The sequence below is a fragment of the Mycobacterium sp. NPDC004974 genome, from assembly GCF_053600815.1.
Map to the genome: position 1 here is coordinate 377942 of NZ_JBSGAQ010000005.1, position 22259 is coordinate 400200.

General features: G+C 67.1%; 23 protein-coding genes. 13 read left to right on the forward strand and 10 right to left on the reverse strand.

What is annotated here, in order from left to right:
• Nucleotides 1-61 precede the first annotated feature (61 nt).
• Entirely contained in the window at nt 62-1435 is a 1374-nt protein-coding gene (locus ACWEFV_RS15185; protein WP_167857887.1) for a styrene monooxygenase/indole monooxygenase family protein, read from the forward strand.
• Nucleotides 1436-1466: 31 nt separating this feature from the next.
• On the opposite strand, the gene ACWEFV_RS15190 is transcribed toward ACWEFV_RS15185, so the two are convergent.
• Genes ACWEFV_RS15190 through ACWEFV_RS15205 form a run of 4 tightly spaced genes read right to left on the reverse strand, consistent with a single transcriptional unit; the run spans nt 1467 to nt 4887 of the window.
• Nucleotides 1467-2366, reverse strand: a complete 900-nt coding sequence (locus tag ACWEFV_RS15190) for a phosphotriesterase family protein (protein ID WP_450070730.1) — start codon at nt 2364-2366, stop codon at nt 1467-1469.
• An 11-nt stretch (nt 2367-2377) separates the two neighbouring features.
• Nucleotides 2378-3142, reverse strand: a complete 765-nt coding sequence (locus tag ACWEFV_RS15195) for an amino acid ABC transporter ATP-binding protein (RefSeq protein WP_450070731.1) — start codon at nt 3140-3142, stop codon at nt 2378-2380.
• Nucleotides 3139-3954: an amino acid ABC transporter permease gene (locus tag ACWEFV_RS15200; RefSeq protein WP_135455957.1), complete on the reverse strand. Its 816-nt coding sequence runs from the start codon at nt 3952-3954 to the stop codon at nt 3139-3141. Before ACWEFV_RS15200 ends, ACWEFV_RS15195 begins: the two co-directional genes overlap by 4 nt.
• 54 nt (nt 3955-4008) lie before the next feature.
• A complete protein-coding gene (locus tag ACWEFV_RS15205; protein WP_135455959.1) occupies nt 4009-4887 on the reverse strand; it encodes an ABC transporter substrate-binding protein in 879 nt (292 codons plus the stop codon).
• A gap of 225 nt (nt 4888-5112) precedes the next feature.
• Here ACWEFV_RS15205 and ACWEFV_RS15210 point away from each other — a divergent pair, with 225 nt between their 5' ends.
• The 4 genes from ACWEFV_RS15210 to ACWEFV_RS15225 are packed head-to-tail and all read left to right on the forward strand — an operon-like array spanning nt 5113 to nt 7989.
• Nucleotides 5113-5718, forward strand: coding sequence for a TetR/AcrR family transcriptional regulator (locus tag ACWEFV_RS15210; protein WP_135455961.1), 606 nt, complete (start codon nt 5113-5115; stop codon nt 5716-5718).
• Nucleotides 5715-6749 (forward strand): hypothetical protein, encoded by a 1035-nt coding sequence (locus tag ACWEFV_RS15215; RefSeq protein WP_450070732.1) that lies wholly within the window; start codon nt 5715-5717, stop codon nt 6747-6749. Before ACWEFV_RS15210 ends, ACWEFV_RS15215 begins: the two co-directional genes overlap by 4 nt.
• Before the next feature lie 29 nt (nt 6750-6778).
• Nucleotides 6779-7156: a hotdog domain-containing protein gene (locus tag ACWEFV_RS15220; protein WP_135455963.1), complete on the forward strand. Its 378-nt coding sequence runs from the start codon at nt 6779-6781 to the stop codon at nt 7154-7156.
• Entirely contained in the window at nt 7153-7989 is an 837-nt protein-coding gene (locus tag ACWEFV_RS15225; RefSeq protein ID WP_450070733.1) for a 3-keto-5-aminohexanoate cleavage protein, read from the forward strand. Before ACWEFV_RS15220 ends, ACWEFV_RS15225 begins: the two co-directional genes overlap by 4 nt.
• 18 nt (nt 7990-8007) lie before the next feature.
• Here ACWEFV_RS15225 and ACWEFV_RS15230 read toward each other — a convergent pair whose 3' ends face one another.
• Nucleotides 8008-8778, reverse strand: a complete 771-nt coding sequence (locus ACWEFV_RS15230; RefSeq protein WP_450070734.1) for an SHOCT domain-containing protein — start codon at nt 8776-8778, stop codon at nt 8008-8010.
• Between the two features lie 46 nt (nt 8779-8824).
• On the opposite strand from ACWEFV_RS15230, the gene ACWEFV_RS15235 reads away from it, so the two are divergent.
• Complete coding sequence (locus ACWEFV_RS15235) at nt 8825-9067, forward strand: LPXTG cell wall anchor domain-containing protein (protein WP_135455969.1); 243 nt, start codon at nt 8825-8827, stop codon at nt 9065-9067.
• A gap of 2 nt (nt 9068-9069) precedes the next feature.
• Nucleotides 9070-10113: an SAM-dependent methyltransferase gene (locus ACWEFV_RS15240; RefSeq protein ID WP_450070735.1), complete on the forward strand. Its 1044-nt coding sequence runs from the start codon at nt 9070-9072 to the stop codon at nt 10111-10113.
• A 15-nt stretch (nt 10114-10128) separates the two neighbouring features.
• Here the strand turns inward: ACWEFV_RS15240 and ACWEFV_RS15245 are convergent, their stop codons facing one another.
• Entirely contained in the window at nt 10129-11679 is a 1551-nt protein-coding gene (locus ACWEFV_RS15245; RefSeq protein ID WP_450070736.1) for an acetolactate synthase large subunit, read from the reverse strand.
• A 188-nt stretch (nt 11680-11867) separates the two neighbouring features.
• On the opposite strand from ACWEFV_RS15245, the gene ACWEFV_RS15250 reads away from it, so the two are divergent.
• The 5 genes from ACWEFV_RS15250 (at nt 11868) to ACWEFV_RS15270 (ending at nt 16597) form a co-directional block, all read left to right on the forward strand.
• Nucleotides 11868-12698: an SDR family NAD(P)-dependent oxidoreductase gene (locus ACWEFV_RS15250; protein WP_450070737.1), complete on the forward strand. Its 831-nt coding sequence runs from the start codon at nt 11868-11870 to the stop codon at nt 12696-12698.
• A complete protein-coding gene (locus ACWEFV_RS15255) occupies nt 12695-13351 on the forward strand; it encodes a TetR/AcrR family transcriptional regulator (RefSeq protein ID WP_450070738.1) in 657 nt (218 codons plus the stop codon). The genes ACWEFV_RS15250 and ACWEFV_RS15255 overlap by 4 nt, the downstream gene beginning before the upstream one ends.
• Nucleotides 13352-13376: 25 nt before the next feature.
• The gene (locus tag ACWEFV_RS15260) at nt 13377-13751 is read left to right on the forward strand and encodes an ArsR/SmtB family transcription factor (protein WP_450070739.1); all 375 of its coding nucleotides are present in this window, start codon (nt 13377-13379) and stop codon (nt 13749-13751) included.
• Nucleotides 13748-15706 carry a heavy metal translocating P-type ATPase gene (locus ACWEFV_RS15265; RefSeq protein WP_450070740.1) on the forward strand — a complete coding sequence of 653 codons (1959 nt, stop codon included), beginning with the start codon at nt 13748-13750 and terminating at the stop codon, nt 15704-15706. The genes ACWEFV_RS15260 and ACWEFV_RS15265 overlap by 4 nt, the downstream gene beginning before the upstream one ends.
• Nucleotides 15707-16039: 333 nt before the next feature.
• Nucleotides 16040-16597: a hypothetical protein gene (locus tag ACWEFV_RS15270; protein WP_450070741.1), complete on the forward strand. Its 558-nt coding sequence runs from the start codon at nt 16040-16042 to the stop codon at nt 16595-16597.
• Between the two features lie 45 nt (nt 16598-16642).
• On the opposite strand, the gene ACWEFV_RS15275 is transcribed toward ACWEFV_RS15270, so the two are convergent.
• Together ACWEFV_RS15275 and ACWEFV_RS15280 are read right to left on the reverse strand one after the other, a co-directional pair.
• Nucleotides 16643-18463, reverse strand: a complete 1821-nt coding sequence (locus ACWEFV_RS15275; RefSeq protein WP_450070742.1) for an Hsp70 family protein — start codon at nt 18461-18463, stop codon at nt 16643-16645.
• A 63-nt stretch (nt 18464-18526) separates the two neighbouring features.
• Nucleotides 18527-19600 (reverse strand): NAD(P)H-dependent amine dehydrogenase family protein, encoded by a 1074-nt coding sequence (locus ACWEFV_RS15280; protein ID WP_135455988.1) that lies wholly within the window; start codon nt 19598-19600, stop codon nt 18527-18529.
• A 141-nt stretch (nt 19601-19741) separates the two neighbouring features.
• Between ACWEFV_RS15280 and ACWEFV_RS15285 the strand changes: the two genes are divergently transcribed.
• Complete coding sequence (locus ACWEFV_RS15285) at nt 19742-20488, forward strand: 3-oxoacyl-ACP reductase family protein (protein ID WP_450070743.1); 747 nt, start codon at nt 19742-19744, stop codon at nt 20486-20488.
• A 3-nt stretch (nt 20489-20491) separates the two neighbouring features.
• Here ACWEFV_RS15285 and ACWEFV_RS15290 read toward each other — a convergent pair whose 3' ends face one another.
• Nucleotides 20492-21562: a DUF4185 domain-containing protein gene (locus ACWEFV_RS15290; RefSeq protein WP_450070744.1), complete on the reverse strand. Its 1071-nt coding sequence runs from the start codon at nt 21560-21562 to the stop codon at nt 20492-20494.
• Between the two features lie 19 nt (nt 21563-21581).
• A complete protein-coding gene (locus tag ACWEFV_RS15295; protein ID WP_450070745.1) occupies nt 21582-22121 on the reverse strand; it encodes a hypothetical protein in 540 nt (179 codons plus the stop codon).
• Between the last annotated feature and the right edge of the window lie 138 nt (nt 22122-22259).

Consider the following 22259-nt stretch of genomic DNA (forward strand, 5'->3'; position numbering starts at 1 on the left):
ATTGCGATCACGCTGAGCCAGTTCCTTAACGCGGCACCGTGGTGCGCCCATAGTGGCAGCCATGACGAGTTCGGATGGGCGTACCGCAGCAGTGATCGGCGCCGGGCAGACCGGAGTGACGGCCGCGCTCGGGCTGTTGGACAACGGGTTTGACGTCACCCTCTACAGCGACCGGGACCAGCGCAGTCTGCGCGACGATGTTCCGGCCACCGGCACCGCCCTGATCTTCGGAGAGGCGCAGCGGGCCGAGGAGTCCCTTGGGCTCAGCACCTATCTGGCCAGCTCCCCGACCTCGACCGGACAGAGCGTGCGGGTACTCGACGGCTCCGGTCCGGACCGCGCCGAGGCGATCGCGTTCGACGCCGACTTCGACGGGTTCGTCGGGGTTGCGGTGGACACTCGCCTCAAGGCCGACGACCGGCTGACGTTGTTCCGGCAGCGAGGTGGGCGGTTCGTGGTCGAGGCGGTCGACCCGGCGCGACTGGATGCCATCGCCGCCGGTGCCGATCTGACGCTGGTGGCCACCGGCCGCGGCGGCTTGTCGTCCCTCTTTCCGGTCGACGCCGAGCGCTCCGCCTACGACAGCCCCCAGCGCAGCCTGCTGACCGTGACTCTGACCGGATTACCTTACGGTCCAGACGTTTTCGCCCATCGTGGCGGTGCGGGTGGGCGCCACAACGCCTTCACCGTGGTCACCGATCAGGGCGAATCGTGGCTGGGCGGATATCTGCACAAGGATGCCGGACCGACGTGGACATTTCTGGGCTGGGCCCGGCCGGGCAGTGACTGGGAACGCCGCTTCGCCGGTGCCCACAGCGCGCAGTCCGCACTCGACATCGTGACCGCGCTGCACCGCGACTACATCGACTGGGACCTGCCGGAGGTGAGCGCGTTAAGGATTCTCGAGGACGATCCGCACTCGTGGTTGAAAGGCGCCGTCACCCAGGTGGTTCGGTCGGGTGTGGGCCGCACCGCGAGCGGTCATCCGGTGGCCGCCCTGGGCGATACCGCGGTGTCCTTCGACCCGATCGCCGGCCAGGGCGCCCAGGGTGGGCTGGTCCACGCCGCCACCCTGGTCCGCCGGGCTGCCGCACATGAGGGCCGGTTCGACGAGGCCTGGCTGCGCGGCACATTCGAGGACTTCTATGCCCACCGGGCACGGTCCGCGCAGTTGGTCACCCGGTTGTTCCTGTCCGATCCGGAGCTGGCCGAGTACGGCAACCTGTTCTTCGCGGCGGCGCAGGGCAGCCCCCGATTCGCCTCGAAACTGTTTGGCCTGCTCGATGATCCACGGCCGGTCGAATCACTCACCTCGGTGGCCGCCGCCAAACAGCTGATCAGTGAATTCGCCGGTGAACCCGCCGACGCGCTGTTGGAGCGATTCGTGCCGGCCGGATCCTTCCGGCGGTCCGGCTGGGCAACGCAGGCGGCCTAGCCATCCCGATCCACGCGGGACATCGTGTCGCTCAGTCGATCCCGGCCAGCGCCCGTTGCGGGTTGGTGGTGAGCATTGCCGTCACCACGTCGTCGCCCACGCCCCGCGCCTTGAGCACCCGCGGTACCTGGTCCAGCAGGTAGGTGAATCCCACTCCTCCGTAGGCGTGAAAGTGACTGAGCCGGAACAGGTCGTGGGACAGCAGCACCCGGCTCCCATGGCCTTCGTCCACCAGCCGCGCTACGAAACCCGCAATCCGCTCGGTGTCGTAGGCAACCGCCGTGGTGAAGCCGTCGAACTCAACCCAGCACCCGCGCCGTGCCACCTCGAGGTGAAACTGCGGATCGTTGACCGTATCCAGGTGTCCGACGATCACGCGGTCCATCGGCACCTCCCCCTCGGCCAGGATGTCCAGAAGATCGCGACCCACCGGCCAGCGAGCCGCATGCAGCGTCACCGTCAAACCGGTGCGCCGTTGCGCCCACGCCGCGGCCCGCAACGCACGCTCCTCCAATGCCGAGACCCATCGTGCGTCGGCACCCACCTCACCGATGATGCCCGGGCGGACACCGTCCACGCCGTGACCGATCTCGCCGGTCAGGCGCTCGCCGATCTGCGCGACCGTCTGCCGATCCAGATCGGTGCCGCCCAGGTAGGGATCGCGGTAATACCCGCAGCCCATCACGATGTGCACGCCGCTGGCCTCGGATACCTGTCGCAGCAGGTCCGGACGGCGTCCGATGTTGGGGCAGGTCAGCTCGACCACCGTGCCACCGCCGGCCGCCTTGAACCGCGAGAGTTCGGCGACAATGAGGCCGACGTCGTCGATCAGGCCATCAGAACGGTACTCGGCCAACGTGTTACAGAACAGATGTTCGTGCGGGAGAACCACACCGAGTCGGTCGGCCGGAACCGGACCCAGCACAGTCATGACATCGGTCGTCACCGCACCCGGGCCAGGAATTGGCGGGTGCGCTCCGACGACGGCCCTGCGAAGAACTCGTCCGGTGGCCCTGATTCCACGATGCGGCCCTGGTCCATCATGATGACCCGGTCAGCCACGTCTCGCGCGAAACCCATTTCATGCGTGGCCATCACCATGGTCATACCCGACGTGGCCAACTTCTTCATGACATCGAGTACGTCGCCGACGGTCTCGGGATCGAGGGCACTGGTCGGCTCGTCGAACAGGATTGCTTTGGGCTTCATGCCGAGCGCCCGGGCAATCGCGATCCGCTGCTGCTGGCCGCCTGAGAGCTGGCGTGGATAGGAATCCGCCTTGTCCGGCAGGCCCACCTGTTCCAGCAGTTCGCGCGCAGTCTTTTCGGCATCAGCTTTGGGCACGCCGGCGACATGGACCATGCCCTCGGTGATGTTCTGCAGCGCGGTGCGGTGGCTGAACAAGTTGAAGCGCTGGAACACCATGCCGACCTGGGCGCGCTGCCGGGCCAGTTCCACATTGCCCAGCGGTTTGGCCGTCTTCCCCACCAACCTGGTGCCAATCCGTACCCCGTCCATGAGCACCTGTCCGCTCTCGGGTTCTTCGAGATGGTTGATGCAGCGCAACAGCGTGGTCTTGCCCGATCCGGACGGGCCGATGATGACCACGACCTCACCGCGCTTCACCGAGAGGTCCACATCGTGCAGGATCTGACGGTCGCCGAACCACTTGCTGACTCCGCATACCTCGATGAGGTGATCGCTCATGCGACGCTCCCGGCGGGTTGACGGGCCCACGCGGACCCACGTTTGGACTTCGCTTGCACATTGGGGTGGTTCATCCTGCGCTCGATCTGGCCCTGGATGACGGTCCAGATCGCAGTGAGTGCAAGGTAATAAATGGCAACAGCGCCGAACACCTCGAACGGCTGGAAGGTCTGCCCCTGGATGATGGCGGCGGCCGTGTAGAGCTCGGTCACGCTGATGACCGACAACAGCGACGTGCTCTTGAGCATCAGATTGAACTGATTGCCCAATGGCGGGACAATCGTCCGGGCCGCCTGGGGAAGCACGATGCGCCGCATGGTCTGCCGATGGGTCATCCCGATTGCATGGGCTGCTTCCACCTGTCCCGTCTCCACTGAACTGATCCCGGCCCGGATGATCTCGGCCATGTAGGCACCCTCGTTCAGAGACAGTGCGAAGATGCCGGCCAGAATCCGCCCGAAGATCACGAAGCCCAGTATTCGCAGGTCATCCCAGCGGTAGCCGCCGAAGATGGACAGCCCGAAGAAGGGGAAGCCGGCGAAGAAGATGATCGAAACCTGTACCAGGAACGGGGTACCGCGAAACAGCCCGATGTAGCCCGCCGCGAACCAGCGGACCGCACGGAATCTGCTTCCCCGGGCCAGCGCGGCAGCCAGCCCGATCAAGACACCGAGCGCCTGCGAGATGATCGCGATGATCACCGTCAGCACCAGGCCCTTGACGATCATGCTGCTGGGGTTCGTCAGGTAATCCCAGAACGCGGGCCAGTCGAACGGATAACTGTTGGCTGCTGCCACAAGCTTGATATCCATGAAATCCTTTCCACGGCAGGGTGGCCCGTTGCCACCCTGCCCTGCCGGGGTGTGTCAGACGGATTTCGGGCCTACGGCAATGTCGGCGAGACCCCACTTCTCCCAGATCTTGTGCCAGGTGCCGTCGTCGATCATCGACTGGACGGCTTTCATCACCGGATCCTTGATCGCCGGATCGTCCGGACGGAACGAGAAGGCGGTGAGACCGGCCAGTGCACCGTCGCCCAGGGCGAAAGTGTCGGTGAACTCGACCTTGGCCTTCCCCTCCTTCTTCAGGAGCAGGGCGGCAACCTCTTCGGTCATCCAGGCGTCCACCTGTCCCGAGGCCAGCGCCTGGTAAGCGTCTGGGCTGCGCGGGAATTGGAGGACATTGATCGCCGGCTCACCCTTGCCGGTACAGGCGGCGCTGAGTTTCTCCAGTGCTGCGACGTCGGCGCCGCCCTTCTGACCGGCGACCTTGAATCCACACAGTTGGTCCTTGTTGCCGATGTGCTTGGGATTGCCCTCCGGCACCACAACCACCTCGGCAGCCTTCCAGTAGGCCATCATGTCCAGCTGCTGCACCCGCTCGGGTGTGACGTATTGATCGGCCCAGATGAGATCGCACTTACCGCCCTTGACCGCGGCAACGATGGTGTCGAACACCGCATTCTGGAAGTTCGGCTTGAGACCCAGCCGGGCAGCGACCTCGGTCATCAGATCGATGTCGACGCCGATCGGTTCGCCCGCCTCGTCGAAGTACTGGAATGGCTGGTAGGGCATGTCCATGCAGGCGGTGAGATTGCCGCCGCGCACCAGTTTGTCGGGTGCGATCTCGGCGACCCTCTCGACACTCGTGGACGAGTCGGTGCCGGCCGGTTCTGCGACGCTGCAGGCCGGGACGACGGCAAGCGCACCGACCGCCACTGCGGCCGCCAATATCTTCACTCTCACAGCGGGGTCTCCTGATTCACGTCCTGAGTCGATCGATCGATCGGGCGATCTGAGAATACTGTCGAACCCATCCGCCAGCAATAGGAATGCCGAATCTCGTCAGAACTCGCGTATCACCAGTGTTAACAAGATATTTCGACTGATCGTTCGATGATTGACGTATCCCCGAGGCGTAGTTGTATGCTCCTGGACTAGATCGTTCGATCGACACTTTGAGGGGGTGCAATGTCCACCGGCCAATCCGACTCGGCTCGGCAGGAGATCCGTACAGCCGCGCTCGAACTCTTCAGCACCGTGGGCTTCGCCGGCACCGGGATCCGGCGGATCGCTGAGGAGGCGGGAGTCTCACTCGCCACGCTGTACCACTACATGAGCACCAAGGAGGATCTGCTCGTCGAGATCCTCACCGAGAACATGCTGACCCTGCTGCGTGACGCCGAGATCGCGTTGCAGGGCAAGATCAATCCGGCAGATCGGCTGGCCGCCCTGGTCGCCGTCCACGTCCGCTCCCACGCCGAACGACGCCTCCAGTGCATCGTCAGCGACACCGAGGTGCGTGCGCTGTCCGGGGCCAACCGCGAGACCATCGTGAAGTACCGCGACGACTATGAGGCCATCTGGAACCGAACGATCGACGCGGGCAAGAAGGCCGGGCAGTTCACGGTCAGCGACGTCGATGTTGCGACCAAGTCACTACTGGAGATGTGCACCGGCGTGGCGCACTGGTACCGCCCTGGGGGCCGGCTCGATCTGGATGCAGTGATCTCGAACTTCGTCGAGCTCAGCCTGAACGCTGTGGCCGCCCGTAAGCCGCGGAGGAAGAGCTCGTGAGTTCGATCGGAACACACCTGGTGATGTCCCCGGCCGGCGCACTGCCGCAGGCAGCCTACCGGCTCTCCACCGCAGAACCGTTGACCGGCAGTGACATCGAGATCGAGGTCGGATTTCTCAACCTGGACTCCGCGAGCTATCGCGACCTCGCCGAACACCACGACGGCAACCCTGCGGCCATCCGCGCCGAGGTGCTCGACATCGTCGCCACCCGCGGCAAGATGTCCAATCCGCGCACGGGCTCGGGCGGCATGTTGGTCGGAACGGTCAGCGCAGTCGCGGACCCGGCCGAATGCGCTCCGTACCGGCCGGGTGACCGGGTGGCCACCTTGATCTCCCTGACTGCCACTCCCCTTCAGATCCGAGACTCCTTGCAACGCTGGGATACCCGGACCGAAGTGGTTCCGCTGGAGGCGCGGGCGGTGGTCCCGGCTCCCCGCATGATCAGCGCTCTGCCCGATGACCTTCCCGAGGAACTCGTGCTGGCAGTGCTCGACGTGTGCGGCGCGCCCGCCCAGGCCGAGCGGATCCTGTCCCGCACGCTCTTGTCCGGCCGAGCCCAGCGGCTGTTACTGCTCGGCGGCGGAAAGAGCGCCGTACTCAGCGCCTCGGCAGCACGACGGCACGGCGTGCAGACGGTGTCCGTCGTACCGGGTGCCGCAGAAGCCGAGCATCTGCGCGAACTCGATCTTTTCGATCAGGTGCTCGTGGCCGACGCCACCGACCCCGTGCGGGTGCGGCAGGTGCTCGACGACCACGGCGGACCCGCGGATGTCACGTTCGTCTGCGTGAATGCGCCGGGCTGTGAGCACGCGGCGATGCTGGCAACCCGGCCCGGCGGCGCCATCCTCTACTTCTCGATGGCCACCAGCTTCCCGGTGGTGGCGCTGGGTGCCGAAGCGCTGTGTCTGGACTTCGACCTGTACATCGGTTCGGGCTACGTGCCCGGACACGCCGAGCTCGCGCTGGACATCGTCCGCTCCGACCCACGAGTGCGCGGGTTCTTCGAACAGCACCTGCACGCCCACTGACTCCCGAGAACAACGACCAAAGGAATTCGATGACCGAGATCGTCCACCGTCGGTATGTGTCCTATGCCGACGCTCACTACGCCGGCGGACTCATCGACGGCGCCTACGTGATGCGGATCTTCGGCGAAGTGGCCACGGAGCTGAGCATCGTCACCGAAGGTGACGAGGGTCTGCTCGCAGGCTATGAGGCGGTCGACTTCCATGAGCCGGTGCTCGCCGGGGATCTGCTGGAGGTGACCGGACGCATCACGTCGGTCGGGCGGCGCAGCCGGCGCCTCGAGTTGCAGGCGCACGTCACGTCGCGGTCGGACCACACCGAGCGGGAGTCTGGCGCCGTCCAGCTCGCGGAGAAGCTGCTGGTAACGAGCGCGGTGGCGGTGCTGGTAGTGCCCGGAGCGGAGAAGTGAGCGCAGTGTTCATCACCGTTGCCCCTACCGGCGCCGAATCGACGAAGTCCGACAATCCGAACATTCCGCTCCAGCCCGACGAGATCGTTGCCGAGGCGATCGCGTGCGAACAGGCCGGTGCGGCACTGATCCACATTCACGGCCGCGACGCTGCGGGCAACTCGACGCTTGAGCATTCCGTGCTCAGCGAGATCGTCGCAGGAGTTCGGGAGCACACCGACCTCATCGTGCAGCTCTCGACCGGCGGCAGTGTCCACGATCCGTTCGAAACTCGTTTGAAGGTACTGGATCTGGAACCCGAGTCATGTTCATTGACCTGCGGCACGGTCAACTTCGGTCACGACGTGTTCTCGAATCCGCTCGGATTCATCGAAGAGCTCTACCAGGCCGCCCTCGATCGCGAGGTGCTGCCGGAGTTCGAGTGCTTCGACTTCGGACACATCGCCACGTTGCACCGCCTGCTCGATCGCTTCGGGCCGCCCAAGCAAGGTGTGGTCCACTGCAATCTGGTGATGGGCGTGCCCGGCGGAATGCCCGGCAATACCAGCACACTGGTGGCCGCGCACGCCGCGTTGCCGCAGGGGTGTTCGTGGTCGGCGACGGGTATCGGCCGGGCGTCGGTACCGGTGCTGCTGACGGCGATGGCGCTCGGCGGCAATGTCCGGGTCGGGATGGAGGACGTGTTGCGGTACTCGGCAACAGAGCCGGTGACCGGAAACGTTCAGCTGGTCGAACGCGCCGCGCAACTGGCCCGAATTGCCCAGCACGACTTGCGCGATGCGGCTCAGACCCGTCGCGCGCTGGGACTGAGCCGGCTGGCGTCCGCCACCTGACCGGACCGCCTCGCAGGCTCAGCTTCCCAGGATCCGACGCTTTTCCGCTTCGAACTCCGCCTCGGTCAGCGCACCGGTATCACGCAGGGCAGCAATCGTTTTGAGCTGTTCGAGCCTGACCGCCTGGTCGGTGGGAACCTCAGGCTGGGCATAGGTCGGCGCGTAGGTGGGCGTCCCCTGTGCCGGCTGATCCGACGGGGGCCAGCCGGCCGGAGCACCGAATCCCTCCGGCGCGACCGGATACGTTCGCTTCCCCGAGCGCATCGACCACACGATCGAGGCGGCCAGTGCGGCGCCGCCCAGGAGCGCCACACCGATGAAGGGCCACATCACCCAGTAATAGGGGCTGCTGTGACCGAAGGCCAGCCGGGGGTTCTGAGACTCGAACACCGATGCCTTGGCGTCGATCCGGTAGGTACCGGCCTGCTCGATGTGCGCGGTGAAGACCCGCACCGTGACTTCCCGGTTGGTCTTCGAAGAGTTGCTCATCGAGTCGGTGATGCGCGGGTAGGCGACGCCCGCCGGCGGAGTGATGCCCAGTTGAATCGGAGGGACATGCACTCCTTTGCCGCCTACCGTGAGGGTGGTGGCGCGATAGCTGATGTCCACATCACCGGCCGGCAGCTCCAGGCTGGCCGTGCCGGGAATCGGCACCTCCCCGTAGGCGTCGTCATCAGCTATCACGAACGCGTTCACCATCACCGAGACGATCACGCCGAGAACACCGACGACCAAGGCGACGACGGACACGATGAGGGCAGTGCGCGGGGCGCTCCGTCCGTTACTCACGGCCGAAGTCTGTCATAGCCGGCGAATGGCGAGCTACCGTCGGGGTATGCCTCGCGACGAGACCGAATCCCCCGCAACGACCGGCCCGGTCCGGCGGTTTGCGCTGCGCTACTGGGTGGCCCTGATCCTGGTCGCCCTCGCCGCGATCTTCGTCGCACAGAACCGTGATCGGGTCGGCGTGCACGTGCTGTGGGTGACCGTCGAGTCGCCGATGTGGTTCATCTTGGTCATCATTTTCGTCATGGGTCTTCTCATCGGACTGCTGCTGCGCCGGCGGCGGCGAGGCTAACCATGCCCGCGCGCCGCCGAACGACGCCCCACCCGCATACCGCCGGAATGAGTTCGGCGATCAAGCTTCTCGAGCTGGCTGCGCGCACCGTGCCGATCCCGGCGCCGCCACAGCCCATCGTCATCGCCGATTACGGAGCGGGCACCGCCCAGAATTCGATGCAGCCCGTCAATGCCGCGATCACGGCCCTGCGCGGCCGCACCCGCCCCGAGCACTCGGTCCTGGTGACGCACACCGATGTCGCCGACAACGACTTCTCCATGATGTTCCGGATCCTCGAAGAAGATCCGGAGTCCTATCTGCACAAGGATTCGGCCACGTTCAGTTCGGCCATCGGCCGGTCGTTCTACGGCCAGATCCTGCCGTCGAACAGCGTGCACCTGGGCTGGTCGGCCTGGGCGATCGTGCGGTTGGACCGGGTGCCGATGCCGGTCACCGATCACGTCGTCGCCGCCTACAGCTCCGATGACCGGGTGCGCGCCGCCTATGCCAGGCAGGCGGCTCACGATTGGCACGAGTTCATCGCTTTTCGTGGCCGCGAGCTGTGCCCGGGCGGTCGCCTGGTGGTGTTGACGACCGCGCTGGGCGACGACGGCGACTTCGGTTATCGACCGTTGTTCGGGTCCGTGTTCAGCACGCTCGCCGAGTTGGTCACCGACGGTGTGGTCAGTGCCGACGAGGTCTCCCGAATGTCGCTGCCGATCGCCGGCCGCCGCGCCGCGGATTTCGCCGCGCCGTTCGCCCCGTCGGGTCGGTTCGAGCGGTTGGAGATCCAGCACGTGGAGCTGTTCGACGCCGAAGACCGAATCTTCAACGCGTACCGCAGTGACCGCAACGCCCGCGCTTTCGGCACTCGCTGGGCCGATTTCTGCCGGTTCACCGCGTTCGCCGATCTGGGCGCGGCGATCGGCGGCGCCCCAGACCGGTTGCCGGCGTTCTACGACCGGCTGCATGCGGGCATCGCGGCCCGGCTGTCTGCTGAGCCCGAGGAGATGCGCATACCGATCGCAGCAGTCGTGTTGGAGAAGCGCCGACCGAGCCAGTGATCGACGCACCCTCGGTTATCCCGGCGACCACGTCGGCAGTGCGGCGTCGATCAGGTGTGGACCCGGCTCTGCCAGTGCCGCGCGGAACTGGTCGGCGAGTTCCTCGGCGGTCCCGGCCCGGGTGGCCGGTACACCGAACCCCTCTGCGATGGAAGCGAAGTCGATGTCGGGCCGGCGCAGATCGAGTAGCGAGCGCGACCGCTCCCCATCGGCGCGCGTGCCCACTCGCAGCAGCTCAAGCTGCAGGATGGCATAAGCGTGGTTGTTGAGGATCACCACCGTGACATCGAGTTGCTCGCGGGCCATCGTCCACAGTGCCGAAATGGTGTATGCCGCACTGCCGTCGGATTGCAGAGCGATCACCGGGCGGTCCGGCGCGGCGATCGCGGCTCCCACCGCCACCGGCAGGCCCTGCCCGATGGCGCCACCGGTCAGGGTGAGGACATCGTGACGCGGAGACGACGCGGTGGCGGCCGGCAGGAACACCCCACTCGTGTTGGCTTCATCGGAGATGATGGCGTTCTCGGGTAGCAGTGCTGCCATCACCTGCGCCAGGTTCTGCGGGTTGAGCGGCCCCGTCGGCAGGTCAGCCGGAGCGAGTTGCGGTGTGGCCGGCACCGTCCCACCCAATTCGTCTGCGAGGCCGGACAAATCGTCGATAGCCAGGGTACGGACTTCAGCCCCGTCGGGCACCAGCACGCTCGGCTTACCCGGATAGGCAAAAAACGACACCGGCGACTTCGCGCCGACGAGCACCAGATGCGTTGCCCCGGAGAGCTGTTGAGTGGCCTGCTCGGCCAGGTAGCCGAGACGCTCGATAGCGGGTACCCCCTGCCCGCGGGTCAGCCGGGCCGGGAAGGTCTCGACCAGGACGCGGGCCCCGGTGGCCGAGTGGATGCGTGCTGCCGCCCGCAGACCGTCGACGCCGGTGGCCGCACCACCGAGCAGCAACACCGCGCGCTCCCCCTGCGCGCGCAGCAGTTCGGCGGCTCCGGCAACATCCATGTCGCCGCCCGACGCCGGCTCTTGGGGAGACACCTTGTCCGGCAATGGGTTCTGCGGTGCGCTGCCCCAGGAATAGTCGGCGGGCAGGATCACGGTGGCGACCCGTCCGGGCGCACCGGTCGCGCTCTGCACGGCGCCGTGGACGGCCGCGTCGAGATCGGTCGCCGATTCCGGCCGGTGTACCGAACCGTGCGCCCAGCGCCCGAGCGCGTCGATATCGGATTCCAGCGGTGCGTCGAGAGGTTGGTGGTACGTCGCATGATCGCCGACGACATTGACCACGGGGCTGAACGCCCGGCGGGCGTTGTGCAGGTTTGCCAGGCCGTTGGCCATGCCGGGGCCGAGGTGTAGCAGCGTCGCCGCGGGCCTACCGGAGATGCGCGCGTACCCGTCGGCGGCTCCGGTGGCGACGCCTTCGAACAGGCACAACACCGGGCGCATGTCCGGGGCAGCATCCAACGCCGCAACGAAGTGCATTTCCGAGGTGCCCGGGTTGGCGAAGCACACGTCGACGCCTTCGGCGAGCAGACGGTTCACCACCACTTCGGCGCCGGTGCTCATGACCGCCCACAGATGACGGGACAGGTGATTTCGAAGCTGTGGTCACGTTTCTGCCGGCCGTTGTGCACCCGTCCATATTGATCGGCTGCGGCCCGCGATGCCAGCACCGGCCGCACACCACCCTTGACTGATTATCAGTCAGTCTGTCACGGTAGTCCTGCCGAACAAACGGCTGAGCGGAGCCAGACATGCGACACCGGGCGATTGACGACCTATCCGGCAAGAAGGCGGTGCTCACCGGCGCATCGAGCGGGATCGGCCGCGAGCTGGCCCTCGCTCTTGCTCGCCGGGGCGCAGTGCTCGCCCTGGCCGCCCGCCGCGCGGACCTGCTAGGTGCCCTCGCCGACGAGATATCGGCCACCGGGCCACCCCGGCCCACCGTCTTCCCCGTTGACCTGGCCGTGCCGGGTGCGGCGGCCGAGCTGGGCCGCCAGGTCCTGGACTCCCTCGGTGGAGTCGACATCGCGATCAACAACGCCGGCACCAACTTGACCGGAGCTCAATCCGTCATGGCCGACTCGGCAGCCGCCCGGCAGGTGTTCGAAGTCAATCTCTGGTCCCCGATGGCCCTCACCGCGGCGGTTCTGCCCGCGATGCGGGCCGCGCACAGCGGCGTCATCGTCAACGTCACCTCCACCGTGCAGGCGGTGCCGCTCCCCTTACTCGGTTACTACGCCGCCTCCAAAGCAGCACTGGCCCAGGCCACGAGATCGCTCCGACTCGAGCTGGCTGGCACCGGCATCCGGGTGCTGGAAGTGGTGCCCGGCGCCACCGATACCGCGCTGCGTGACATCGACGAGCTGCCGTGGAAAACCGCGCCGCCGCCGACCTTTCCCCCGGTGGCACCGGCATCTGTCGCGGCCGCCGTGGTCCGCTCACTGGAGCGGGGCGCGGGACGCGTCGTGCACCCGCGCTACTCCCTACTCCCGCTGGAAATTCCGGCGCTGGGACGACTGGTCGCCGCGGTGGGTGGCCGCCGGATCGATACCCACGGCGCGCTGGCCGGACCGCATCGATGAGCACCCGGACCAAGCCGGTCGATCGGCGTCAGCTGATTGTCGATACGGCCCGGAAACTGTTCGCAACACGTCCGTACGACCAGGTCACCACCGCGCAGGTCGCCAAGGACGCCGGTGTGGCCTACGGATTGATCGCTCACCACTTCGTCAACAAGCGCGGCCTGTACCTCGCGGTGATGAACGAGATCGCGGCAGAGATCGCGGCTGCGCAGACGGCGCCCACCCTCCCCGATGCGCCGCTGGCCGATCAATTGCGCCATGCTCTGCGCGGCCATATCACCCACATCGATTCGTACTCGGACAGTTTCGTCGCATTACTGCGCGGCGCGCTGAGCGCCGACGCCGAACACCAGTCGGCCGTCGAACACCTCCGCTGGCTGGGAGCCCAGCGAATCCTGTTGGCACTGGGCGTCGTCGATCCCATCGCGCCCATCCTGCGCACCGCCATGCACGGCTGGATCGGATTCCTCGACGAGATGATGATCGACCGCATCGCCCATCGCGACCAGGACGTCGACGTCCTGGTCGAACTCGCCGCCACCGCGCTCGCCACCGCCCTGCGCACCGCGGCCACACTCGACTCCTCGATCATTTACACGCCCGAGGCCGTCGAAGCCCTGGAGTCCATCGCGACCGGGGCACGGGAGCGATGACCGGAGGGTTGGCTATCATCGTCGCATGGCGATGAAACCTTCTTCTGACGATGTTTCGGCCGCGGTGAATCTCGATGCGGCGACGGCGTTGTTCCACAGCCTCTCCGATGGCACCCGGTTGGCGATCCTGCGCCGACTCGCCGTCGGTGAGGCTCGGGTAGTGGACCTGACGGCAGAGTTGGGGTTGGCTCAGTCGACAGTGTCGGCGCATCTGGCCTGCCTGCGTGACTGCGGGCTGGTCGATTTCCGCGCAGAGGGTCGTGCCTCGGTGTATCGGCTGGCCCGCCCCGAGTTGTTGGAGATGTTTCGGGCCGCCGAGGCTGTGCTGACGGCCACCGGCAGTGCGGTGGCCCTGTGCCCCAACTACGGCCACCCCGCGGAGCGGAAGTCCGTGCAATGAGCGACGCGTGCGGTTGCGGTAACGACCGACCCGCCGGCGCGGACGGACAGGAACCGGAACGGCTCTGGGAGGTCAGCGAACTGCGCGCGGCCGCGGCCGCCGGTGTCGCGCTGGTGGCCGGCTATGCAGTCGGCTGGGCCGGCGGACCGCGTCCGGTCGAGCTCGGCCTGTACGCGGTCGCGCTGTTGATCGGGGCGTGGACATTTGTGCCGTCCACACTGCGCCGCTTGGCCAAGGGCCAGATCGGGGTCGGGACGCTGATGACGATCGCCGCCGTGGGTGCGGTGATCCTCGGCGAAGTCGGCGAGGCCGCGATGCTGGCGTTCCTGTTCTCCATCAGCGAGGGGCTCGAGGAGTACTCCCTGGCGCGGACCCGGCGTGGATTGCGGGCGTTGTTGTCGTTGGTGCCCGATGAAGCCACCGTCATGCGTGGCGGCATCGAAATTACGCTCGCTCCAAGTGAGTTGCGGCTGGGTGACCGGATGCTGGTACGGCCCGGGGAACGGGTGGCGACCGACGGAGTGATCGTGGCGGGCCGCACGGCGCTGGACACTTCGGCGATCACCGGTGAATCGGTGCCGGTCGAGGCAGGTCCCGGCGATGAGGTGTTCGCCGGGTCGATCAACGGCACCGGCGCGCTGGATGTCGAGGTGACCAGTACTGCCGCGGACAACTCGCTGGCTCGCATCGTGGCGATCGTGGAGGCCGAACAGTCCCGCAAGGGCGCGAGCCAACGGCTGGCCGACCGCATCGCCAAACCGTTGGTGCCCGCGATCATGGCCGCCGCGGCACTGATAGCCGTGATCGGCAGCGTGGTCGGTGATCCCGTGGTGTGGATCGAACGAGCCCTGGTGGTGTTGGTGGCGGCGTCGCCGTGCGCGCTGGCGATTTCTGTGCCGGTCACCGTGGTCGCCGCGATCGGAGCGGCCAGCAAGCTTGGCGTCCTGGTCAAAGGCGGGGCCGCGCTGGAAGCCCTGGGGGCAGTGCGGACCATCGGGCTGGACAAGACCGGCACCCTGACCGCCAACAAGCCCACCGTCATCGAAGTCGCCACCGCCAACGGCGCCACCCGCGAGCAGGTGCTGGAGACCGCGGCGGCGTTGGAGGCTCGCAGCGAACACCCCCTGGCCGCGGCGATCCTGGCCGCCGCCGGCCCCGTTCAGCCCGCCGAGGGCGTGGAAGCGGTCACCAGTGCCGGACTGGTCGGTCAGCGTGACGGCCGCAGGCTGCGCCTGGGCCGGCCCGGCTGGCTGCACCCCGGCGCGTTGGCCGATCGAGTCGCGGCCATGCAGGCCGCCGGTGCCACAGCGGTACTGGTTGAAGACGATGACCAACTCATCGGCGCGATTGCGGTGCGCGACGAACTGCGCCCCGAAGCCGGCCAGGTCGTCGAGGCGTTGCGCCGAGACGGTTATCAGGTGGTGATGCTCACCGGGGACAACACCGCCACCGCCACCGCGCTGGCCCGACAGGTGGGCATCGAGGTCGTCCATGCCGACCTGCGTCCGGAAGACAAAGCGACGCTGATTTGTCAACTGCGCCAAAAGCAATCGACGGCAATGGTCGGCGATGGGGTCAACGACGCTCCCGCGTTGGCGACCGCGGACCTGGGTATCGCCATGGGCGCCATGGGTACCGACGTGGCCATCGAAACCGCCGACGTCGCCCTCATGGGTGAGGACCTGCGCCATCTAACCCAAGCTTTCGGTCACGCCCGGCGCGCCCGCCGCATCATGATTCAAAACATCGGTCTGTCACTGGGATTGATCGCGATACTGATCCCGCTCGCTCTCACCGGAGTGCTGGGATTGGCCGCCGTCGTTGCCGTGCACGAACTCGCCGAAATCGTTGTCATCGCCAACGGCGTGCGCGCCGGGCGCATCGAGGGACTTGCCGTCACCGATCGAAACTCAGTCGCCGCGTTGTCAGATGCTACATCGACAGCCGCCAGGTAACGGATGCAGGCCCGGCCATACCGACTCGAGTGTGAGTCCCAATATTCCACCGCAAGAACGCTGTTCAGCGAATGCGTCAAAGATCCCATTGGTCCCGGAGGTACTGCCGGCACACAATTGTTCCTCAACGCTGTGAGATCACTGCGGGGCGCCGAGGTCGACTTCGACGACGATTGGCGGTGCCTGCGCTACAGCTGGTGACCCCACCACCATATTCGTCTACTATTCAGGTACGTAGATAGCGCAACGATCCACCCCCAGGTTGACGGAACGCGTGGCCGCCCACAAGACCGGGAGCGGATCGCCGTCGGGCACCACCGATCGGAGCAGCCCATGACCGAATTCACCCGCCGCACCGTCCTTACCCTGGCAGTAGGCGCCAGCGGTCTGATGGCGCTGGGATACCTGCTGCGCAGCAACATCTTTGGCGTGCCCACCGGTCGTTCCGAGCCCAACATGATGGGCGTATCCGGGGTCGACATGAGCCGCTACATGACCATGTTCGCCCGACACACCGAGCTGCGACGCACCGTCGAGGAGATCCCCGGAGGCGTACGCACCACCACCGAGTCCGACTCACCGGACCTGGTCGCCCAACTGCACGCCCACGTGTCCTCGATGTATGACCACCTCGGCCAGGGCGCCGAGGTGTCCTGCATGAGCTCGACCCTGCCCACCCTGTTCCGCCGGGCCGGCGACTACCAACGCCAGATCACCTTGACCCCAGCCGGGGTCATCGCGACCGAAACCTCCACCGATCCCGACCTGACCGCCACCATCTGCGCCCACGCCCGCGAAGTCACCGGGTTCGTCGTCGACGGGATGCCCGCCATGATGGGCCCGATGATGGGTGGCGGCATGATGGGTGGCGGCATGATGGGCCCACACTAGCCACCGCGAATCCGACTTCCCTGCAACGGATCACGCACGGACGCATCAGCCCCCGGTGTGGCCACCGCCCGGAGCCGGAACCCACGGCAGGCCGGGGATCGTCGGATACGGCGCGGTGGGACTCCACGGCGCCTGGGTGGTGGTCGGCGTCTGGGTGGTCGTCGGGGCCTGCGTGGTGGTCGGCGGCGCTTCCGTCGTCGTCGGGGGGGCCTCGGTTGTCGGGGTCGGCGTCTCGGCCGGCGGCGGATTCTCCGTCGCCGGCGGGGCCGCCGGCGCAGGCTGCTCCACGGTCTGCGTCACGGTGCGCGGGGCAGGCGCCTCGTGCGTGACGGTCTGCGGTGCGTCGACAGTCGCGGGTTCGTCGACCGGAGCGGCAGGTGCGGTCTCGTCCGCAGCTGCAGTCGTCGACGGGACCGCCTTCGTGTTGGACACCGGACGGGTGGGCTCATCATTGCCGGTAATGCTGATCAACACCGCCACGACGGCGACGAGCACCGCTGCGGCACCGGCACCCAGGATCACCGGAGGCCGCCGGTACCAGGGCCGCGCCGCGATCTCGTCGCGTTCGGTCAGCTCACGCTCCCCGAACTCGAGTTGGGGGCGCGCCGCGGTGCGTCCCCCCGCGGGTTCGAATCCGGTGTCGAAATCGGCCCCGTAATCGTCTCCGTAACGTTCGGCACTGTAGTCATCGACCGGTGCGACGTCGGGCACGTTCTGGGCATCGGACCAGGCCAACGCCTGGGGTGCGGCCGGGGGCTCGGGCGCGACCAGTGCGGCGGCGGTGGTCGGCGGGGCCCCAGCGGAGGCCGGGGCCATCGCGGTCATGCCCTCCTCGGCGGTGCCGCGTACCCCGATCAGGCCGCCCCCGATGGCCGGGGTCAGCTCCGGCCGGGCCGCGGTGATCACCGGCAGTCGCAGGTGCTCGGACAGCGTCGTGGTGATCGCCGGGATCCTGGCGCCGCCGCCGGTGGTGGCAACCGCCACGAGCTCACCGGGGCGCAGCCCGGCACGATCTACCGCACCGTGCAGCACCGACATGAACTCACGCAGCGGTCCGGCGATCACATCATCGAGTTCGTTGCGGTTCAATCGCACGTCGCTGCGATGCCCGGGCAGTTCGGCGACCAGCGCCGTGACGGACTCGGTGGACAGACGCTCCTTGGCGCGCCGGCACTCGGCGCGCAGGCGGCCCAGCGACCCGATGGCCGAGGTGCTGGCCAGGTCGATCGTTCCGGCCGCGGACAGGTCGTTCACCACATGGGTGAGCAGCCCCTGATCGATCAGGTCGCCCGACAGATCGGGGTGCCGAATCGTCGGCGCGATCGGCTGATACCCGTTGTCCGCGTCGGCAAGCGTGATGCTGGTGCCGCTGCCCCCGAAATCGCACACGGCGATCACACCGTGCGTCGGCACCCCGGGGTTGTCCTGCAATGCGATCAGTGCCGCCCTCGCGTCGGGCACCAGCACCGGATCGCCGAAGCCTCCGACCGCGGCCAGTTCGGTGCGCAGCGCCTCGACCTGGTTGGGCCGCCAATGCGCGGGATGGGTGACGGCGATCGGATCGGCCGGCGGGCGTCCCCCGGTCAGCGTGCGCAGCAGCGCCGCCAGGGCGTCGGCCAGCACGGCCTCGCCCCGGTGCGACGAGCCGTCGGGGGCCAGCATCCCGACCGGGTCCCCCACCCGCTCGACGAAGTCGGTGAGGATCAGACCTCGTTCGTTCAGGTTCGGGTTCTCGCTGGGTACGCCCACTTCAGCGGCCCGATGCGGGAACAGCGTCAGCACCGGCGACCGCGTCACCGCGGCGCGGTTCACCACTACCGCTGTGAGGTTGGTCGATCCAATCGACAACCCGATCCCGTCAGCCATGTCACCCCGTTTCGAGAAGAACCCTATCCGGTAGTCCATCTCGTTTGACGGGGCTGGCGTTACCTAGCGAATGGTGCCCAGGCCTGGAATCAGTGGTAGATCCAGGGGTGTCACCCATCCCGGCGAATGTTCATTGACCGCGGGCACGGCGTTGAGCGCCCGCAGTCCGGTGGCCAGGCAGCCCGCGGCGGCCGCATCGCGCCCGGAGCCGTCGGTGAACCGGAACGCGGTCTCCTGGGAGATGCTCGGGGTGCCCTCGATGTCGACGCGGTAGACGTCGTTGTCGTTTCCGGACGGCCAGTCCGGTGCGGCGTCCAGGCCGATCCGGTTGACGTGCTCGAGCTGAATCCGGGTCTCGCCGCGGTAGACGCCGTTGATCGTGAAGCGCACGGCGGCGACGTTGCCGGCCGGGATGATGCCCTTGGCCGATTTCCGTTCATCCGGGGTGATCCATTTGTCCCACGTGGTGGTGATCTCGTCGAGCTCGATACCCGCCGCGTGCGCGATCATCGGAACCGTTGCGCCCCAGGCGAAGATGAGGATGTCCGGCGTTTCGAGCAGCGCCCGCTTCTCGGGCGGCCTCCCGATGCCCATCTCGAATTCGTAGTCACCGGTGTAGTTGGTGTAGTCCAGCAGTTCCGACGCCCGCACGCTGCGTATCTCTGAGCACAGGCCCATCAAGGTCATCGGGAACAGGTCATTGGCGAAGCCGGGGTCGATCCCGGTGGTGAAGCACGACGCCCCTCCCGCCTCGCAGGCCTCGGTGATCGGCTCGATCCAGGCCGGCGGGTTGAGGTGCATCTTGGGCCAGACCCAGGGGGTCATCGCGGTCGAGCAGACATCGATACCGGCCCGCAGGAATCGGCCGATCACATCGATGTTGACGTCCGCATGGGCGGCTGTCGGCCCGTAATGCACCAACGCGTCGGGCTTCAGCGCGATGAGCGCGTCGATGTCGTCGGTGGCCCGGACCCCGATGGGGGCACCGAGGCCGCAGATCTCGCCGGCGTCGCGCCCCACCTTCTCCGGGTTGCTGACACCGACACCGACGAGTTCGAACAAGGGGTGCTTGACGATCTCGGCAATCACCATCTGCCCCACGAAACCGGTGCCCCAAACCACTACACGCTTGACCATCCGAACACCCTGGCACAAAGTGGGGCCAATCACACCGAGAATCTCCAGTGACCGGGAATCTCCGCTCGGACACCGACCTTTACCAAGCATGGCCCACGGCCGGTCCGGCCGGAAAGCCTTTAACGCGTGGAAGGAAACGACATGACATCTGCATCCCTGGCCGGGCGGCGCGCACTGGTGACCGGAGGCTCGCGCGGGATCGGCGCAGAGATCGTCCGGCGCCTGGCCGCCGACGGCGCCGCCGTGGCGTTCACCTACGGATCGTCGGCGGCCGAGGCCGACAAGCTGGTCGCCGAGCTCACGGCCGACGGTGCCAAGGCCGTGGCGATCCAGGCCGACAGCGCCGATCCGGCCCAGGTCGCCGGCGCGGTCGAGCGCGCCGTGGCAGATCTCGGTGGTCTGGATGTCCTGGTCAACAACGCTGGGGTAGCGGTGATTTCGCCGATCGACGACTTCCCGCAAGAGCAATTCGACCGGTTGGTGGCGGTCAACATCGGTGGCGTGTTCGCCGCCATCCGCGCCGCAGTGGCCCATCTCGACGAGGGGGCCCGGATCATCAACATCGGCAGCATCAACGCCGACCGGGTACCCGAGCCGGGGTTGTCGGCCTACGCGATGACCAAAGGCGCGGTCGCCTCGCTGACCCGAGGCCTGGCCCGCGAGCTGGGCCCGCGCGGGATCACGGTCAACAACGTGCAACCGGGTCCGATCGATACGGACATGAACCCCGATCAAGGCGAGTTCGCCGAGGCGGCAAAGGGAGTCGTCGCACTGGGCCGCTATGGGCACACCAGCGACATCGCGGCCGTGGTGAGCTTCCTGGCCGGCCCGGAATCCGGGTTCGTCACCGGGGCGAACTGGAACGTCGACGGCGGGTTCACCGCCTGACGGTCACAGGTTGACGGGATCGGGCTGACGCGGAATCTTGGAGGTGTCCTTCAGCCCGGCCTTGAACTGCATTGCCCGGTAAGGCCATCCCGTGTCGGTGCGCCATTGTGAGACCACCAGCCCGACGCCGCCGGTGATGCCGAAGCGGGAGCCCGGCAGCAGGTAGCCGCCGTAGAGCTGGGCGACCTTGTTGTGGGCCTGGTCCTCGGCCTCCCACGACGATCCGACGATCGGTGTCTGCACCGGGGTGGTGTACATGTTGGCCACTGGGGAGGACACCACCCGGTAGCCCAATGCGTATGAGGAGGCCAGGAATCCGCCCAGGACCCATCTGCCGGGAGCGGTGCGGCGGAAGGTCAGCTCACCCCAGGTCTCGTCCGGCGGCGTGATCGGCGTGGCCTGCCGCCCCCACTGCCAGCGTCCGTTGGTGAACCCCCAACTGACGTACTGCGACCGCCGGCCGATCTGATCGGGGCGGACCCGCATCAGGATGATGCCCTTGTCGCGCTGAAATCCCGTGGCCACCACGTACACCCAACCGTCGTGGGGATCGAAGTCCCACGACCAGCATTGGGCGTAACCATCGTGCAGGTCGGCCGGGAACTTCGCCTCCTCACCCAGATGGGTCCACGAGACCCCGCTGTCGTCGGAGCGCCAGATCTCGGTCCAGATCACCGTGCCGAAGCCATGATTGACGATCGCGTGCAGGTACAGCGAGTCGCCCACCCGCAGCAGATCCGACGGGATCACGGTGCTGATCCCGCCATGCCGCCACCCGGATGCCTCGTCGTCATGGATGTAGTGCCACAGTTGGCGCGCGTAGGTGGGGTCGGCTCCCCCGGCGAATTCGTAGACGATCTCGTGGTTGGCGTCGCCGGAGCCGATCAGCACCACCGGTGAACGCCAGTCGCCCTGCCCGACGCGGCTGCCGGAGAACGTGTCGCCGAATACCGACACCAGCTTGCCGTTGGGTGCGACGACCGACGCACCGAGATCAGTGGCGGTGACGCCGAACCGGTCGGTGCGGCCGGGCCCGGTGATGTCGACGACTTTTCCGTCGATCAGCGGTAGCACTCCCCCTCGGTCCTTGCGCCTAGGTGCACCACCGCAAGCCACCCGGCTCGCAGTCGAGCGGGTAGACGTCGACGGGCTTCGGCAACGGCTCCTTGAACGCCAGCTTGAACGGGAAGTTGAGGATCGCCGGCTCGATGGTGCCGCCACATGCCTGGTTGTGGGCCACGCTGCGGGTGCCGGTCATCGCAACATCGTCGAACTTGTAGGTCTCGGTGGTCGGCTCCCAGCTGCCGTCCGGGCACTGCATGCCTTCGATCGCCGCCGTCGAATACGTCCACACCCCGCCGGTGAGCCGTGCGTCGCCGCCCTTGAGGTCTTTGGTCGTCGCGACGTGCAGTCGGCATGCCACCGCCAGTTCGAGCGGCTCACGCAGATCGCCGACCACCGGGACGCAGGACGGGTACACCGTCCAGGTCTGCGGGTCCATGCCGTCCTGGGTGTAGGTGTAGACGCCCTGCATGACGGGATCGGCCTGTGCCGGGGCGGCAACCCCCAGGCTGAGTCCGATTCCCAGAGCCGACATCAGGGCGGTCGCGGCCGCCGCGCGCTTGAAGGTCACAATGGGTGAGTATCGCAGTCTTCATCAGCGTCGTCACCGGTATGGGTCCGGATATCTCACGCCGGCCCCCGTGGCGGCCCCAGCGGGTGAGCGTACGGCGGATCACCCGCGGTGATCCTGGAGTAATCGTGACGACAC